The 14,295-nt window shown below is 63.0% G+C and carries 17 protein-coding genes; 3 read left to right on the forward strand and 14 right to left on the reverse strand.

Going from position 1 to position 14,295, the window contains the following annotated elements; translation table 11 throughout:
* Positions 1–247: 247 nt before the first annotated feature.
* The gene (locus X750_RS151135; protein ID WP_023670246.1) at positions 248–712 is read left to right on the forward strand and encodes an NUDIX domain-containing protein; all 465 of its coding nucleotides are present in this window, start codon (positions 248–250) and stop codon (positions 710–712) included.
* 99 nt (positions 713–811) lie between these two features.
* Here the strand turns inward: X750_RS151135 and recO are convergent, their stop codons facing one another.
* The 11 genes from recO to rpoZ form a co-directional block, all read right to left on the reverse strand.
* Positions 812–1,603: a DNA repair protein RecO gene (gene recO / locus X750_RS151130; protein ID WP_023692858.1), complete on the reverse strand. Its 792-nt coding sequence runs from the start codon at positions 1,601–1,603 to the stop codon at positions 812–814.
* Positions 1,604–1,705: 102 nt separating this feature from the next.
* Positions 1,706–2,599 carry an aminoglycoside phosphotransferase family protein gene (locus X750_RS151125; RefSeq protein WP_023747462.1) on the reverse strand — a complete coding sequence of 298 codons (894 nt, stop codon included), beginning with the start codon at positions 2,597–2,599 and terminating at the stop codon, positions 1,706–1,708.
* A gap of 44 nt (positions 2,600–2,643) precedes the next feature.
* Positions 2,644–3,570, reverse strand: a complete 927-nt coding sequence (gene era, locus X750_RS151120; RefSeq protein ID WP_023747463.1) for a GTPase Era — start codon at positions 3,568–3,570, stop codon at positions 2,644–2,646.
* Complete coding sequence (gene rnc, locus X750_RS151115; RefSeq protein WP_023670242.1) at positions 3,567–4,283, reverse strand: ribonuclease III; 717 nt, start codon at positions 4,281–4,283, stop codon at positions 3,567–3,569. Before rnc ends, era begins: the two co-directional genes overlap by 4 nt.
* Complete coding sequence (gene lepB / locus X750_RS151110; RefSeq protein WP_023670241.1) at positions 4,283–5,032, reverse strand: signal peptidase I; 750 nt, start codon at positions 5,030–5,032, stop codon at positions 4,283–4,285. The genes rnc and lepB overlap by 1 nt, the downstream gene beginning before the upstream one ends.
* A 90-nt stretch (positions 5,033–5,122) precedes the next feature.
* On the reverse strand, positions 5,123–5,536 hold the full coding sequence (gene acpS, locus X750_RS151105; RefSeq protein ID WP_023670240.1) for a holo-ACP synthase: 414 nt from the start codon (positions 5,534–5,536) through the stop codon (positions 5,123–5,125).
* A complete protein-coding gene (locus X750_RS151100) occupies positions 5,533–6,117 on the reverse strand; it encodes a DUF2062 domain-containing protein (RefSeq protein WP_023709783.1) in 585 nt (194 codons plus the stop codon). The genes acpS and X750_RS151100 overlap by 4 nt, the downstream gene beginning before the upstream one ends.
* A gap of 264 nt (positions 6,118–6,381) precedes the next feature.
* Entirely contained in the window at positions 6,382–6,762 is a 381-nt protein-coding gene (locus X750_RS151095) for a VOC family protein (protein ID WP_023747464.1), read from the reverse strand.
* Between the two features lie 11 nt (positions 6,763–6,773).
* Positions 6,774–7,352 (reverse strand): orotate phosphoribosyltransferase, encoded by a 579-nt coding sequence (gene pyrE / locus X750_RS151090; protein ID WP_023687283.1) that lies wholly within the window; start codon positions 7,350–7,352, stop codon positions 6,774–6,776.
* A 143-nt stretch (positions 7,353–7,495) separates the two neighbouring features.
* Positions 7,496–9,727 carry a bifunctional (p)ppGpp synthetase/guanosine-3',5'-bis(diphosphate) 3'-pyrophosphohydrolase gene (locus X750_RS151085; RefSeq protein ID WP_023670236.1) on the reverse strand — a complete coding sequence of 744 codons (2,232 nt, stop codon included), beginning with the start codon at positions 9,725–9,727 and terminating at the stop codon, positions 7,496–7,498.
* 127 nt (positions 9,728–9,854) lie between these two features.
* The gene (gene rpoZ / locus X750_RS151080) at positions 9,855–10,256 is read right to left on the reverse strand and encodes a DNA-directed RNA polymerase subunit omega (protein ID WP_023670235.1); all 402 of its coding nucleotides are present in this window, start codon (positions 10,254–10,256) and stop codon (positions 9,855–9,857) included.
* A gap of 328 nt (positions 10,257–10,584) precedes the next feature.
* Here rpoZ and X750_RS151075 point away from each other — a divergent pair, with 328 nt between their 5' ends.
* Positions 10,585–11,166 carry an NYN domain-containing protein gene (locus X750_RS151075; protein ID WP_023670234.1) on the forward strand — a complete coding sequence of 194 codons (582 nt, stop codon included), beginning with the start codon at positions 10,585–10,587 and terminating at the stop codon, positions 11,164–11,166.
* Entirely contained in the window at positions 11,163–11,828 is a 666-nt protein-coding gene (locus tag X750_RS151070) for a uracil-DNA glycosylase (protein WP_023747465.1), read from the forward strand. Before X750_RS151075 ends, X750_RS151070 begins: the two co-directional genes overlap by 4 nt.
* A gap of 266 nt (positions 11,829–12,094) precedes the next feature.
* Here X750_RS151070 and X750_RS151065 read toward each other — a convergent pair whose 3' ends face one another.
* From X750_RS151065 to dapA, 3 genes are all read right to left on the reverse strand, one after another.
* Entirely contained in the window at positions 12,095–12,802 is a 708-nt protein-coding gene (locus tag X750_RS151065; protein WP_023687281.1) for a GH25 family lysozyme, read from the reverse strand.
* Positions 12,803–12,874: 72 nt separating this feature from the next.
* On the reverse strand, positions 12,875–13,354 hold the full coding sequence (smpB, locus tag X750_RS151060) for an SsrA-binding protein SmpB (protein WP_023687280.1): 480 nt from the start codon (positions 13,352–13,354) through the stop codon (positions 12,875–12,877).
* A 25-nt stretch (positions 13,355–13,379) separates the two neighbouring features.
* On the reverse strand, positions 13,380–14,261 hold the full coding sequence (gene dapA / locus X750_RS151055) for a 4-hydroxy-tetrahydrodipicolinate synthase (protein ID WP_023747466.1): 882 nt from the start codon (positions 14,259–14,261) through the stop codon (positions 13,380–13,382).
* Between the last annotated feature and the right edge of the window lie 34 nt (positions 14,262–14,295).

Here is a 14,295-nt window from a genome sequence, read left to right on the forward strand (position 1 = left end):
GGCGGTTCCCCCAAACCAGGCCAGTTTTCACTGACAATTGCGGCGGCCACACGGCCACCCCAGACGGCTATTCAAGTCACGCCACCGCAATAGTGGCCGAAAAGAAGTTATCGAGCATGTTTCGTCGGCAAATTCCAGCGGCCTACGGTCTTTATCCTCACCCATCATCTGAGATAGCCAGGAATGGCATGCCGCCGCCACTTGCCCAGGAGCCATGCTATCCTCGGATGAACTATGAGGAAATCGAATGCCGAAACGAAGTGCAGGGCTGCTGATCCACCGGACAAGGGCCGGCATTCTCGAATTTCTGCTCGTCCATCCCGGCGGCCCGTTCTGGGCAAGGAAGGATGAAGGCGCTTGGTCGATCCCCAAGGGCCTCGTCGAGGACAATGAAGATGAGTTGGCCGCCGCCCGGCGCGAGGCTGGGGAAGAACTCGGAGTCAGCATCGATGGCGATTTCGAACCTGTCGGCAGCTATCGGCAAGCCGGCGGCAAGATCGTCATCGCCTGGAGTGTCGAAGCCGATTTCGATCCCGATGCCGTTAAAAGCAACATGTTCACGATGGAATGGCCGCCCAGGTCAGGCGTGACGAGGGAATTTCCCGAAATCGACAGGGCCGGCTGGTTTTCCTTCGCGGAGGCCAGCCTCAAGATCCTCGGCGGTCAGCGCGCCATCCTCGATGATTTCATGGAGCATCGCAAGGCCGGCTGAGGCTCTTGCCCTACGAGTACCCCACCCTAACCCTCCCCACAAGGGGGAGGGAATGCTGCCGCATGCAGCTTTTGCTGTGAACCTGGACGGTTGCGGAGGTCAGCACCCACCGAGTCTCCCTCCCCTTTCTGGCGCAGCGTCTGCCGTAGTGGCGGCATTGCCGCCCGAATGATGCTTGCGCAAGGCGGCGAGGAAGCCGGCACGGGCATCGGGCTGTTCGATGCCGCGCGGCTCGTAGACATGGCGGGTGAAAAAGAAACCGGTCAGATGGAAGGCGTCCTCGAGTGCCGCGTGGTCCGCCCGCAAGCCGGAGCCGCGCTGCAGGAAGGCCGGCAGCGCCAGCATCTTGTCGCGCCACGGCGCACCGGCGGCTCGCGACACCGCACGGCCGGATTTCGGCGAGACATAGGCCAGATCCTGCCTGGCGCCGGTCGCCGCGCACTGGCTGAGATCGAGGCCGAAGCCGAGTTCGTCGAGGATGAGCAGTTCGAAGCGCGCCACCAGTTCGCCGGCGGCATCCGAATCGTCCAGATGGGCGATCATCACGGCAAGCGTCTCATACAGGCCGCCATGGGCGTCGCGCTCGGGCAGGAGTCTGAGATGCGCGGCCATGGTCTGCAGGCCGTAGACGGCGACTGCGCTGTCCATCAACCGGGCGGCATTCATCTCGATCGCCTCGGCCTGGAAGGTGCCGAGATGCTCGTCGAGGCGTGCCCGCCACAAAAGGTCGACCCGGTTGCCGGGCTGCAGCACCGGCTGCTGCTTGCGCGAGCGCCCGCCGCGCACCAGGCCGAGATGGCGGCCATGCGCACGCGTCATTACCTCGAGAATGGCGCTGGTTTCGCCATGCTTCCGGGTGCCGAGTATGATTCCCTCGTCGCGCCATTCCATGGCAGGAGCTTGTCACCGGTTGCATGGCGAAATCAAGATTTTGGCGCACCGCGTGCGATCTGTGCTGACATTGGATCTCCGCACATCGTCGAAAGGCTCCGATCACGCGAATTTCCGGTGATCGGCCAGGACGTCGTCGATGACGCGGCGCGATCGCTCGGCTTCGGCTTGGTTGGCGTCGTGTCCGGCAACGGTGATCAGCGCCTTCCACAGCGTCCAGCCGCGGCCGCGCGCCCAGGTCGCTTCATCGACGTCGATGGCGGCACGGAACGCCTCCCGGCTGTCGCCCTGGAAGAACGTCCAGGCGATCGCCAGGTCGCAAGAGGGATCGCCGATCCCGGAGGTGCCGAAGTCGATGACGGCGCTCAAACGGCCGTTTTGGACCAGAAGGTTGCCCCAAGCGACGTCTCCGTGGAACCAGACGGGCGACCCTTGCCAGGTGGCGGCAAGGGCCGCATACCAGACAGCGGTGGCCGCCTGGGTGTCGATCTGCCCCTCCAGCGCCTGGAGTGCTTCCCTTGTCTGGTTGTCATACACGCTCAGCGATCCGCCGCGGAAGAAATTGTGCTGGCCCGCGGGCGGCCCGCCCGCCGGATCGATCCGCCGGAGCGCAATGAGGAACTTGGCCAGATCGACCGCGAACTGTCGGCGATCGGCGATTTCGGCGGTCTTGGCTGTTTCGCCGTCGATCCAGCGGTAGACGGACCATTGCCAGGGGTAGTCCTCCCCAGGCTCGCCCATCGCCAGTGGAACCGGGATCGGCAGCGGCAGAAGCGGCGCCAGCCTGGGCAGCCAGCGGTGCTCTTTTTCGACCTGCAAGGCATATGGTGCGGCACTCGGCAGCCGCACAGTCATATCATTGCCGAGGTGGAAGGTTCGGTTGTCCCAGCCGCCAAACGCCACCGGCCTCACCGGCAGATGCCGCCATTGCGGAAATTGCGCGGCGATCAACCGGCGCACGAGATCGGTATGGATGGTCGGTTTTGGATCAGGCATGTCATCGTCTCAAACTGCCGGGCGGCATTTCCAGACGATGAAGCTCAATGGGGAAACTCAAGCCCCATCTCGCGGTAGCGCTCGGGGTCGTCGCCCCAGTTTTCACGCACTTTGACGAACAAGAACAGGTGCACTTTCTGCTCGAGAATGCCAGCTATTTCCATGCGCGCCGACTGGCCGATGGCACGGATGGTCTCGCCCTTGTGGCCGAGCACGATCTTCTTCTGGCTGTCGCGCTCGACATAGATGGTCTGGTCGATGCGCACCGAGCCGTCCGGTTTCTCTTCCCATTTCTCGGTCTCGATATGCGAGGAATAGGGCAACTCCTGATGCAGCCGCAGATACAGCTTCTCGCGGGTGATCTCGGCGGCCAGCTGGCGCATCGGCAGGTCCGAGATCTGGTCTTCCGGATAGTACCAGGGGCCGACCGGCAGAGCTTGCGCGAGATAGTCGAGCAAATCCTTGCAGCCGGAGCCGGTCAGCGCCGAGACCATGAAGGTGCGCTTGAACGGCACCTTTTCGTTTGCTGCCGCAGCCAGGGCCAGCAGCGCCTCGTGCTTGACCCGGTCGACCTTGTTGAGGATCAGCACCATCGGCTGGCGGACGTCCTTCAGCCGCTCGAGGATGGCGTCGGCGTCACCCCTGATGCCGCGCTCGGCATCGATCAGCAGCAGCACGATATCGGCGTCCTTGGCGCCACCCCAGGCGGTGGTCACCATCGCGGTGTCGAGCCGGCGCTTCGGCTTGAAGATGCCGGGCGTATCGACAAAGACGATCTGCGCGTTGTCATGCGTGGCGATGCCGCGCACGATGGCGCGGGTGGTCTGCACCTTGTGGGTGACGATCGACACCTTGGCGCCGACCAGTTGGTTGACCAGCGTCGACTTGCCGGCATTGGGCGCCCCAATCAGGGCAACGAAGCCGGAATGCGTGGGCTCCGCTGCCGGAGGGAGATCTTCGCTGCCGGTCATGCCGCACTCCCTTGGTTGGCCCAGATGCCCTCGCGCATAAGAAACGCCGATGCCGCCGCTTCTTCGGCTGCGCGGCGAGAGCCGCCCGTGCCGCTTGCCGGCGCAAACCCGCCGACCTTCACGGACACCGTGAAAACCGGTTGATGTTCAGGTCCCTCGCGTTTCTCGATCGCGTATTCGGGCCTGACATCGCTGGTCTTGGCGAGCCATTCCTGCAGGTCGGATTTCGGATTGGGCGGCTTGGCCACCACCTTTTGCGAGCGCGGCTCCCAGTAGCGCAGGACGAATTGCCTTGCGGCATCGAGGCCGCCGTCGATATAGACCGCCGCGATCAGCGCCTCGACCGCATCCGCCAGATAGTTTCCGCCCGAGCCACGCGAGCGCGCCTTCAAGGCAGCGTCGGCCCGAACCAGATCTTCGAGCTGCATTTCAATGCCGATCTCGGAGCATGTCCGCGCATCGACCAGGGCATTGAAGCGCGGGGCGATTTCACCTTCCGGCGCTTCAGGAAACTTTTCGAAAAGCAGGTCGGCAACGATCAGGCCGAGCACGCGGTCGCCAAGGAATTCGAGGCGCTGGTTGTTGCTGCTTGCCTTGACCGCACTGGAATGGGTCAGCGCGGTCTCGAGCAAACGGACATCCCGGAAGGAATGGCCGGTTTTGGCTGTCACCAAATCGGCCAGAGTTTCACCCGTCGGGCGCTTCAAAGCCATCAATTCACGAAATGGAACAGGCGCGACAGGCGCACCAGCGACGGCCATTTCCAGATCTCGAGCGGGCTCGCCTTCCCGGCGATCGAGAAGAAGACGATGTTGGCGCGGCCGACAAGGTTCTCCGCCGGCACGTAGCCGACGCTGAGGCGGCTGTCGGAGGAGTTGTCGCGGTTGTCGCCCATCATGAAATAGTTGCCGGGGGGCACGACGAACTCGCGGGTGTTGTCGGTGATCGAATTCGGTGTCAGGTCGAGCGTGTCGTAGCTGACGCCGTTGGGCAGGGTCTCGCGATAGACGTCGACCGGCTCAGGCACTTCCGTGATATCAGGATTTTGGATCTGGCCGGTTTTCACACGAGGCACGCCCTGGCCGTTGATGAACAATTGGCCGTCCTTCATCTGGATCTTGTCGCCGGGCAGGCCGACGACGCGCTTGATGTAGTCGAGCGACGGATCCGGCGGGAACTTGAAGACCACCACGTCGCCGCGCTTCGGATCGGAACCCCAGATGCGGCCGGAAAAGATGTCGGGGCCGAATGGCAGCGAATAACGCGAGAAGCCATAGGACCATTTGGTGACGAACAGATAGTCGCCTTCGAGCAAGGTCGGCCGCATAGAGCCGGACGGGATCGAGAAGGGCTGGAACAGCAAGGTGCGGATGACCATCGCCAGCAGCAAAGCCTGGATGATGACGCTGACGATTTCGCCAAGCCCGCCGGATTTCTTCTCGGATTTTTCAGCCACGCTCATGTCGTCCTCGATTGTGCGTTGGATGGTATAGAGTCTCGGCGCGCGCTGGGCAACGTCAAGTCGGCTTTAGATAGCGGTCGTCTGATGCAATCAATGTGGCGCTTGTTCGGCGGGCAACGCCTCGATGATCACAAAGGCTTGAGCAAGCGGGAAATCATCGGTGATTGTGAGGTGGATCGCCGCTCTGTGCCCCTGTGGCAGGATTTTGGCCAGCCGTGCCGCCGCTCCCCCGGTCAGCGCCATCGTCGGCGCGCCGCTGGGCAGGTTGGCGACCCCCATGTCGCGCCAGAACACGCCCTGCGCCAGGCCGGTGCCAAGCGCCTTGGCGCAGGCCTCCTTGGCGGCGAAGCGCTTGGCATAGGAGGCTGCGCGGCCCTTGCGGCCTTCCGAGCGGACCTGTTCGACCTCGGTGTAGATGCGCTGGATGAAGCGCTGACCATGCCGTTCCAGCGACTTTTCGATGCGTCTGATGTCGATCAGGTCGCTGCCGATGCCGATGATCATTCCGCCGGAACTTCCCGTCCGCGGTGCTCGGCCTTATGCGCCCGCTCTGCCATGCGCTTCCTGCGCTGCTCGCGAAAGGCTGTCATCCCCCAGCGGGTGATACCGTAGAAGATCAGCCCGAAGATCAGGCCGAGCGGCACAGCGCCGATCAGCATCGGCTCGAGCACCGGATGCCACAGTTTTGCAAACGACAGCGTGTGCATCATCTCACCAAGATGCGCAGGCGGTCCGTTCTTGGGCAGGCGTTCATGCAGGATCAGCTTGCCGACTTCCCAGGACGCTCCCCACAGCAGCGGGAAAGTCAGCGGATTGCCGAAGAATACCGCGCCGAGGGCGGCGGCCACCAGATTGCCGGCGACCACCCAGCAGAGCACGGCGGCGACGGCGAAATGGAAGCCGAGCGGAAAGAAGGAGGCGAAAACGCCGGCCGCGACGCCGGCCGCGACCGCATGCGGTGTCGCCTTCAGCCGCAGGATGCGCTTGGAGAAATATTGCAACGAGCGCGAAAACGAGCGGCGCGGCCACAGATAGGTACGCACCCGCTCCAGAATGCCATCAGGCTTTCGGCGTCGAAAAAGCACTCTGTTCCAGTTCCCGGTTCGTCACGCCCAAATTGCAACCATCCCTGGCCGGGCGCGGTCGCTCCATCTTGCGCTTCGAGGGCGCAGAAAGGCAACAACGACTTTGATATAGCGACTGCCTTGCGGCGGAACAATGAAACGCCGCCGCGATGGTCTGCCGCAGGCGGGTAACAAGAGCGCCATTGGGGCGAAACTGAGGACAATATCGATGAAAGCTCCCCGACGACGGCAAGGCCCGCGCGAGTCGACGCCGAGGCGGATAGACTATTCCCGATATTCGCTGACTTCGACCAAATTGCTGTCCGGATCGCGGAAATAGACCGAGATCATCTTACCGCGGGCGCCGGTGCGCTCGACCGGACCGACTTCGATGGCAACGCCATTGGCTTCCAGACGGGCGCAAATCTCGGCAAGCGGCCTTGCGGCGACCAGGCAGAAATCGCCGGACCCAGGCATCGGCACCTTGGCCTTGGGCTCAAAGGTGCGGCCCACCTGATGCAGATTGATCTTCTGCGATCCGAACAGCAAGGCCGTCGGCCGGTTCGGCTCGTCGAGGCGCTTGAGGCCAAGCACCCGCTGGTAGAAGGCGCAGCTGTCCTCCACAGAGCGGACCGTCAGCACGAAATGATCGATGCCGGCGATCATGGTGATGTCCCCTAGATGTTGCGGCTTCCTGGCTTAACGGCGGGAATGGCGGCAAGTTCCGGCGGCAGGCGGTCGGCGGGATAGGCCGGGACCTCGTATTCGGCAAGCGCGATCAGCGGCACGCCGACATTGGTCTTGCCGGCCGAGCGGTCGATGATGCAGGCCGCCGCCACCACCTCGGCGCCAATCGCGCGCAGGCAGTCGATGGTTTCGCGGATCGAGAGACCAGTGGTGACGATGTCCTCCACGATGACGACGCGCGATCCCGGCGCGATCTCGAAGCGGCGCAGCCTGAACTCGCCGCCTTCGCGCTCCACCCAGATTGCTGGCACACCGAGATGGCGCGACGTCTCATAGGCCGGGATCAGGCCGCCGATCGCCGGGCCGACGACGTAGTCGATCTTGCCCGGCACCGCCTTGCGGATCTTTTCGGCCAGCGCCTTGCAAAGCCGCTCGGTCTTGTCGGCATGCATGAATACGCGCGCCTTCTGCAGGAAGACCGGGCTGCGCAGACCCGACGTCAGGATGAAATGTCCCTCCAGAACAGCGCCCGCCTCGCGGAAAATGCCCAGAACTTCATCGGTATTCATAACTCGCCCCATGTCCATGGTGAATGGTGAATGGTGAATGGTGAATGGTGAATGGTAGTGAGAACGCCTTCTTTCACTATTCACTATTCACTATTCACTATTCACTATTCACTATTCACTATTCACTATTCACTATTCACTATTCACCCATTCACACGCCGCGCATCGCTGACGCTCGAATTATCCTTGAGCTGCGACAGCAGCCGGTTGAGGTGCTTCAGATCCCAGACTTCGAGATCGATCAGCATTTCGGTGAAGTCGGGCGCGGTGCGCACCATCGACAGCGTATGAATGTTGGCGTCGTTGGAGGCAACGACCTGGGCGATATCGGCGAGCGAGCCCGGCGCGTTGATGGCGGTGACCGAGACGCGCGCCGGAAAGCGCTCCTTGGTCTGCTCGTCAATGTCCCAGCGCACGTCGATCCAGCGCTCCGGCTGGTCGTCGAAGGCCTGCAGCGCCGGCGACTGGATGGGATAGATGGTGATGCCGGTGCCCGGCTGGACAATGCCGACGATGCGGTCGCCTGGCACGGCCCCTTCCGGCGCGAAACGCACCGGCAGGTCGCCGCGCACGCCGCGGATCGGCACCGCGCCATCGCGCGGCTGGTCCTTGTCCTTGCGCGCGGCTCGTGTGCCGGGCATCTGGAACAGCATGCCGGCGGCGTTGCGGATCTTCGACCAGCCCTCCTCGCGCTGCTTGGGGGCGCTGACGGTGACGCGCTCGTCCTTGTAGTCTGGGAAGACGGCCTTCATGACGTCGGTCGAGGCAAGTTCGCCGCGCCCGACCGAGGCCAGCACATCCTCGATGTCCTTGCGCGCCAGCCGGTGCAGCACCGGCTTCAGGCTTTCCTTGGTGAAGGTCTTGCCGGCGCGTTCGAAGGCGCGCTCGAGAATGCGGGCACCAAGACCTGAATATTGCTTGCGAATGGCGTTCTTGGTGGCGCGGCGGATGGCTGAGCGCGCCTTGCCGGTGACCACCACCGACTCCCACGCCGCCGGCGGCACTTGCGCCTTGGAGCGGATGATCTCGACCTCGTCGCCGTTCTTCAGTTCCGTCATTAGCGGCATGATGCGGCCGTTGACCTTGGCACCGACGCAGGTGTCGCCGACATCGGTGTGCACGGCATAGGCGAAGTCGATGGGCGTGGCGCCGCGCGGCAGCGCAATCAGCATGCCTTTCGGCGTGAAGCAGAATACCTGGTCCTGGAACAGCTCCAGCTTGGTATTTTCGAGGAAGTCTTCCGGGTTGTCGCCTTCTGCCAGTTGCTCGATGGTGCGCCGCAGCCAGGCATAGGCGTTGGTCTCCTTCGAGATCGCATGGGCGGCGCCGTTCGTCTTGCCGCCGGTGTCCTTGTAGATCGAATGGGCGGCGACGCCATATTCGGCGATCTTGTTCATCTCGCGGGTGCGGATCTGCAGTTCGACGCGCTGGCGCGACGGGCCGACAATGGTGGTGTGGATCGAACGGTAGTCGTTCTGCTTGGGCGTAGAAATGTAATCCTTGAAGCGGCCAGGCACCATCGACCATGTGGTGTGGATGGCGCCGAGCGCGCGGTAGCAGTCTTCGACGCTGTCGACGACGACGCGGAAGCCGAAAATGTCCGAGAGCTGCTCGAAGGACAGCGCCTTGGCCTCCATCTTGCGGAACACCGACCACGGCTTCTTCTGCCGGCTCTTCACGCCGGCGTTGATGGCATGCTTTTCGAACAGCGCCGACAGCGCCTTTTCGATGTCGGTCAGCACGCCCTTGTTGCGCTCGAATATCTCGGCAAGCCGCGCGGTGACGGCGCGATAGGCTTCCGGATTGATGAAGCGGAAGGCGATCTCTTCCAGTTCCTCGCGCATGCCTTGCATGCCCATGCGCCCGGCGAGCGGCGCATAGATGTCCATCGTCTCCTCGGCGATGCGCAGGCGCTTGGCCTCGGGCATGTGGTCGAGGGTGCGCATGTTGTGCAGACGGTCGGCGAGCTTGACCAGCAGAACGCGGACATCCTCCGAGATGGCCAGCAACAGCTTGCGCAGGTTTTCCGCCTGCTCGGCCTTCTTGGAGACGAGATCGAGCTTCTTCAGCTTGGTCAGGCCTTCGACCAGCTTGCCCATTTCGGGGCCGAACAGATCGTCGATCTCGGCCCGCGTCGCGGTGGTGTCCTCGATCGTGTCATGCAGCAAGGCGACGGCGATCGTCGCCTCGTCCATGTGCATTTCGGTGAGGATGGCGGCGACTTCGAGCGGATGCGAGAAATAGGGATCGCCGGAAGCGCGCTTCTGGTGGCCATGCTTCTGCATGGCGTAGACATAGGCCTTGTTGAGCAGCGCCTCGTTGACGTCAGGCTTGTAGCGCGCGACGCGCTCGACAAGCTCATACTGACGCATCATGGGCGGGTTCTCACGGTGCTGAAATGATTGATGCGCCGCACTGATGTACGGCGCATCTCATAGATAGCCACGAAACTCACGGGACGGAAGTGCCGGAACCATATTCCCGGCAGGTCCAGGGCAGCGATTAGTAGTCGTCGCTCTTTTCCGGGGGAACCAGGCCCTCGATGCCGGCCAAAAGGTCTTCCTCGGTCATGCGATCGAAGGTGACGTTTTCTTCCGCGTCGTCGGCGTCGGTAGCTGCAACTGCGTTGCCGGTCTGGTCGGCGATCGCCTCGCCGTCGGCCTCGGGCTCGTCAACCTCGACATGCTTCTGCAGCGAGTGGATCAGATCTTCCTTGAGGTCGTCGGGCGACAGCGTCTCGTCGGCGATCTCGCGCAGCGCCACGACCGGGTTCTTGTCGTTGTCGCGGGGCACGGTGATCGGCGCGCCCTGGCTGATCTGGCGGGCGCGGTGGCCGGCGAGCAGCACGAGCTCGAAGCGGTTGTCGACCTTGTCGATGCAGTCTTCAACGGTTACGCGGGCCATTGATTGCCCCTTTCATGCCTGGATTTGATGGAAAACAGGCGCGGTCCATAACCCGAACGCCGCCGAAATACAAGCATTATGGCTCTGTGGCCCCATGGGCTGGCGGATGGCAGTTTCTGGGCGCCGGTGAATGCCTTGCCGGCGAAGCCCGCCTACCGGCGACGACACGGCTCCGATCACAATTGCTTGCAGTGCGCCCCGGCACCCTTGGATTGCCCTAAAACTGGCGCTATCTCGGTTGACGAAAGGTCAGCCGGTTTTACGAGCCGACCGATATAACGACCCATTTCGATTAGTCCGCCACCTATTTCGAAAAAGGAATATTGCCATGTTCGACCCCCGTGAAAAAATCGCTCTTTTCATAGACGGCGCCAATCTCTACGCCACGTCGCGCGCACTCGGCTTCGACATAGACTACCGCAAACTGCTGTCCAGCTTCCAGAAGCGCGGCTATTTGCTGCGGGCCTATTACTACACCGCATTGGTCGAGGATCAGGAATACTCTTCGATCCGCCCTTTGATCGACTGGCTCGACTACAATGGCTTCAAGGTGGTGACCAAGCCGGCCAAGGAATTCACCGACTCGACCGGCCGCCGCAAGATCAAGGGCAATATGGACATCGAACTGACCGTCGATGCGCTCGAACTTGCCGATGTCGTCGACCACTATGTCATCTTCTCCGGCGACGGCGACTTCCGCACACTGGTCGAAGCGCTGCAGCGGCGCGGCCGCAAGGTCTCGATCGTCTCAACCATGGCTTCGCAGCCGCCGATGATCTCGGACGATCTGCGCCGCCAGGCCGACCATTTCATCGATTTGACCTCGCTGAAGAACGAGGTCGGCCGCGATCCCTCCGAACGGCCGGTGCGCAGGCCCGAGCCGGCCGAAGTCGAAGAGGAAGACTATTGACGGCGGTGGCCTTGGACGCCGCTCCCGAACCCGACCGCGACTGCCCCCTCTGCCCGCGCCTGCATGATTTCATCGCGGACTGGCGGCAGCGCGAGCCGTCGTGGTTCAATGCGCCGGTGCCGACTTTCCTGCCGCCTGATGGCGAGGACGCCGTCGAGCTGCTGATCGTCGGGCTGGCGCCCGGCCTGCGCGGCGCCAACCGCACCGGGCGACCGTTCACCGGCGACTATGCCGGCGACCTGCTCTACTCAACGATGATCGCTCACGGTCTTGCCCGCGGCGAGTTCAAGGCGCGGCCGGATGACGGGCTCGAACTGATCGGCACCGCGATCACCAATGCGGTGCGCTGCGTGCCGCCGGAGAACAAGCCGGTCGGCGCCGAGATCTCCACTTGCCGCAGCTTTCTGGTGCCGACGATCGCGCGCTTTCCAAAATTGCGCGCCGTGCTGGCGCTGGGCTCCATCGCCCACCAGTCGACCGTCAGGGCGCTGGGCCAGCGCGTCGCCGCCTATCCGTTCAAGCACGGCGGTCAGTTGCCGGCCGGCGGCGTCACGCTGTTTTCCAGCTATCACTGCTCGCGCTACAACACCAACACCGGTGTCTTGACGGAGACGATGTTCGTCAAGGTTTTCAGCGACATCGCTGAGTTCCTGCGCAATTAAGCCTTCAGAACCCCGCCAGCACGATCTTGCCCTTGGCATGCCCGGGCGCGGATGACGAAGCTTGCCGAATGGCAGGCACGACGAGACAGGCGCTCTCCAAAGCCTTGAGCGGCGACGGGAACCCGGAATTGCGACAATTATGAAGGTCCGGAAGCGCTCGGTCTGAAACCGACCTTCGTTAGCGCGCAGACTGGCCCGAACGCTGGGTAGGGCCGATCAGCGCCGCGATGTTTGGTTCCAATCTCGCGCCGGTCGAGCACGCCAGGTCAAGGCGCGGCAAACAACTCAGCCAGCTTCTCCTGCCCGCCCTTCAGCACATTCAGATCGACATCGCCGACGATGCCGTCGACGCGGCCCATATTGTGGTACTGCCAGTAGATCCAGTCGTTGCGACCTGGCTCCAGGAGCAACGAGCGACGCCAGAGCGGGCGAACGTCGATTTTCCCGGCATAGGCGTCCTCGGCCTCGTCGGTCAGGTAGATGATCGCCGGCTTGCCGAACGCAGCTTCAACCGGTCCGAGGAAGGCCTGGAGTTCCGCGCTCAGCTGCTCCGGCGACGGGCGTTGCGGGCAGTTGCCGCCGAATTCGATGTCGACGACCGGTGGCAGCAGCGGCTGGTCGTGCGGCACCACCGCGATGAAATTTTTCGCCTGGTCGGCGCCCGGCCGGCAGAAGGTGAAGAAGTGATAGGCGCCGACCGCAAGCCCGGCCGCGCGCGCCTCGCGCAGGTTTTTGGCGAAGGCATCGTCGACATGGTCGCCGCCCTCGGTCGCCTTGATGACCGCGAAGGCGACATCGTCGGCGGCAACGCGCCGCCAGTCGATCTCACCCTGATGATGGGAAACGTCGATACCCCTGACCGGATAGCTGTCACGATCCGGCGAGAACGTCCGGAAATAGAAGATGCCACCTGCGGCGACGATGCCGGCGAAGACCAGACTGGCCGCACCCCAGAGAATGATCCGGTTCTTCAAGCCTTTCCCCATCGTATGTCGCTGGAAACTTGAAAGCCGATGTGGCTTTTCTGGGGCTGTGGCTCGAGGTTCTTAGCCCCGTTCCTTCATGAGCCGGCCCTTTTCGCGCGACCAGTCGCGCTGCTTTTCGCTCTCGCGCTTGTCGTGCAGTTTCTTGCCGCGGCCGACGGCGAGCAGCAGCTTGGCACGGCCCTGGTCGTTGAAGTAGATTTTCAGCGGCACCAGCGTCATGCCTTCGCGGTCGATGCTCTGCGCCAGTTTTGCCATCTCGCGCTTGTTGAGCAGCAGCTTGCGACGCCGCCTGGGCTCGTGGTTGAAGCGGTTGGCCTGCAGGTATTCCGGCAGATAGGAATTGATCAGCCAGATCTCGCCACCCTCGACCGAGGCGTAGCTGTCCTGGATGTTGGCCTGGCCCTGGCGCAGCGACTTGACCTCGGTGCCGGTCAGCACCAGGCCGGCCTCGACGGTGTCGAGCACCTCATAGGAAAACCGCGCCTTGCGGTTTTCCGCAACGGTTTTGTTGTTTGGATCGGCTTTTCTGACCTGGTTCATGATGCGGAGAGGTGGCGCCTCATCCTTAATTTATCAAGCCGGCGTGTTTCATCGCCGCATCGATCTTCTCGGCGGTCGACGCCTCGATGGTCACCAGCGGCGAGCGCACCACGTTCTCGACCTTGCCAATCTTCGACAGCGCGTATTTGACGCCGCACAGGCCGGGCTCAAGGAAGATCGCCTTGTGCAGCGGCAGCAGACGGTCCTGCAATTCCAGCGCCTTGGCGCTGTCACCGGACAGTGTGGCTTCCTGGAATTCAGCGCACAGCCGCGGCGCGACATTCGACGTCACCGAGATGCAGCCGACGCCGCCATGGGCGTTGAAGCCGAGCGCCGAGGCATCCTCCCCTGAAAGCTGGATGAAATCCTTGCCGCAGGTGGCGCGCTGTTCGGACACGCGCTCGACCTTGCCGGTGGCATCCTTGACGCCGACGATGTTCTGGAAGTCGTGCGCCAGCCTGCCCATCGTCTCCGGCATCATGTCGATCACCGAGCGCGGCGGGATGTTGTAGATGATGATCGGCAGCTTGGTCGCCCTGGCGACGGCGGCGAAATGCTCGTACAGGCCGCGCTGCGTCGGCCTGTTGTAATACGGTGTCACGACCAGAGCGGCGTCGGCGCCCGCCTGCTCGGCATATTGCACCAGACCGACCGCTTCCGCGGTGTTGTTGGAGCCGGCGCCGGCGACGACCGGAGCGCGGCCCTTGGCCACCTCGATGCAGACCTTGACGACATGGCGATGCTCGTCATGGGACAGCGTCGGCGACTCGCCGGTGGTGCCGACCGGGACGAGGCCCGTCGTGCCCTCGCCAAGTTGCCATTCGACGAAGGCGCGAAAGGCTTTCTCGTCGAAACGCCCGCTCTTTTCGAACGGTGTCACGAGCGCAGTAAGCGAGCCTCTCAGCATGTCGTCCAACTCCTTGGAACTTGTTTGTTTATGC

It is taken from the genome of Mesorhizobium sp. LNJC391B00 (assembly GCF_000502535.1).
GTDB lineage: Bacteria > Pseudomonadota > Alphaproteobacteria > Rhizobiales > Rhizobiaceae > Mesorhizobium.

What these genes read in the sequence shown, in the direction of transcription:
- lepB (WP_023670241.1), bottom strand. Translation starts at nt 5,032, where the DNA reads ATGAGCGTGGCTGAAAAATCCGAGAAGAAATCCGGCGGGCTTGGCGAA.
- era (WP_023747463.1), bottom strand. Translation starts at nt 3,570, where the DNA reads ATGACCGGCAGCGAAGATCTCCCTCCGGCAGCGGAGCCCACGCATTCC.
- X750_RS151075 (WP_023670234.1), top strand. Translation starts at nt 10,585, where the DNA reads ATGTTCGACCCCCGTGAAAAAATCGCTCTTTTCATAGACGGCGCCAAT.
- pyrE (WP_023687283.1), bottom strand. Translation starts at nt 7,352, where the DNA reads ATGAATACCGATGAAGTTCTGGGCATTTTCCGCGAGGCGGGCGCTGTT.
- acpS (WP_023670240.1), bottom strand. Translation starts at nt 5,536, where the DNA reads ATGATCATCGGCATCGGCAGCGACCTGATCGACATCAGACGCATCGAA.
- X750_RS151135 (WP_023670246.1), top strand. Translation starts at nt 248, where the DNA reads ATGCCGAAACGAAGTGCAGGGCTGCTGATCCACCGGACAAGGGCCGGC.
- recO (WP_023692858.1), bottom strand. Translation starts at nt 1,603, where the DNA reads ATGGAATGGCGCGACGAGGGAATCATACTCGGCACCCGGAAGCATGGC.
- dapA (WP_023747466.1), bottom strand. Translation starts at nt 14,261, where the DNA reads ATGCTGAGAGGCTCGCTTACTGCGCTCGTGACACCGTTCGAAAAGAGC.
- rnc (WP_023670242.1), bottom strand. Translation starts at nt 4,283, where the DNA reads ATGGCTTTGAAGCGCCCGACGGGTGAAACTCTGGCCGATTTGGTGACA.
- X750_RS151125 (WP_023747462.1), bottom strand. Translation starts at nt 2,599, where the DNA reads ATGCCTGATCCAAAACCGACCATCCATACCGATCTCGTGCGCCGGTTG.
- X750_RS151085 (WP_023670236.1), bottom strand. Translation starts at nt 9,727, where the DNA reads ATGATGCGTCAGTATGAGCTTGTCGAGCGCGTCGCGCGCTACAAGCCT.
- rpoZ (WP_023670235.1), bottom strand. Translation starts at nt 10,256, where the DNA reads ATGGCCCGCGTAACCGTTGAAGACTGCATCGACAAGGTCGACAACCGC.
- X750_RS151095 (WP_023747464.1), bottom strand. Translation starts at nt 6,762, where the DNA reads ATGATCGCCGGCATCGATCATTTCGTGCTGACGGTCCGCTCTGTGGAG.
- smpB (WP_023687280.1), bottom strand. Translation starts at nt 13,354, where the DNA reads ATGAACCAGGTCAGAAAAGCCGATCCAAACAACAAAACCGTTGCGGAA.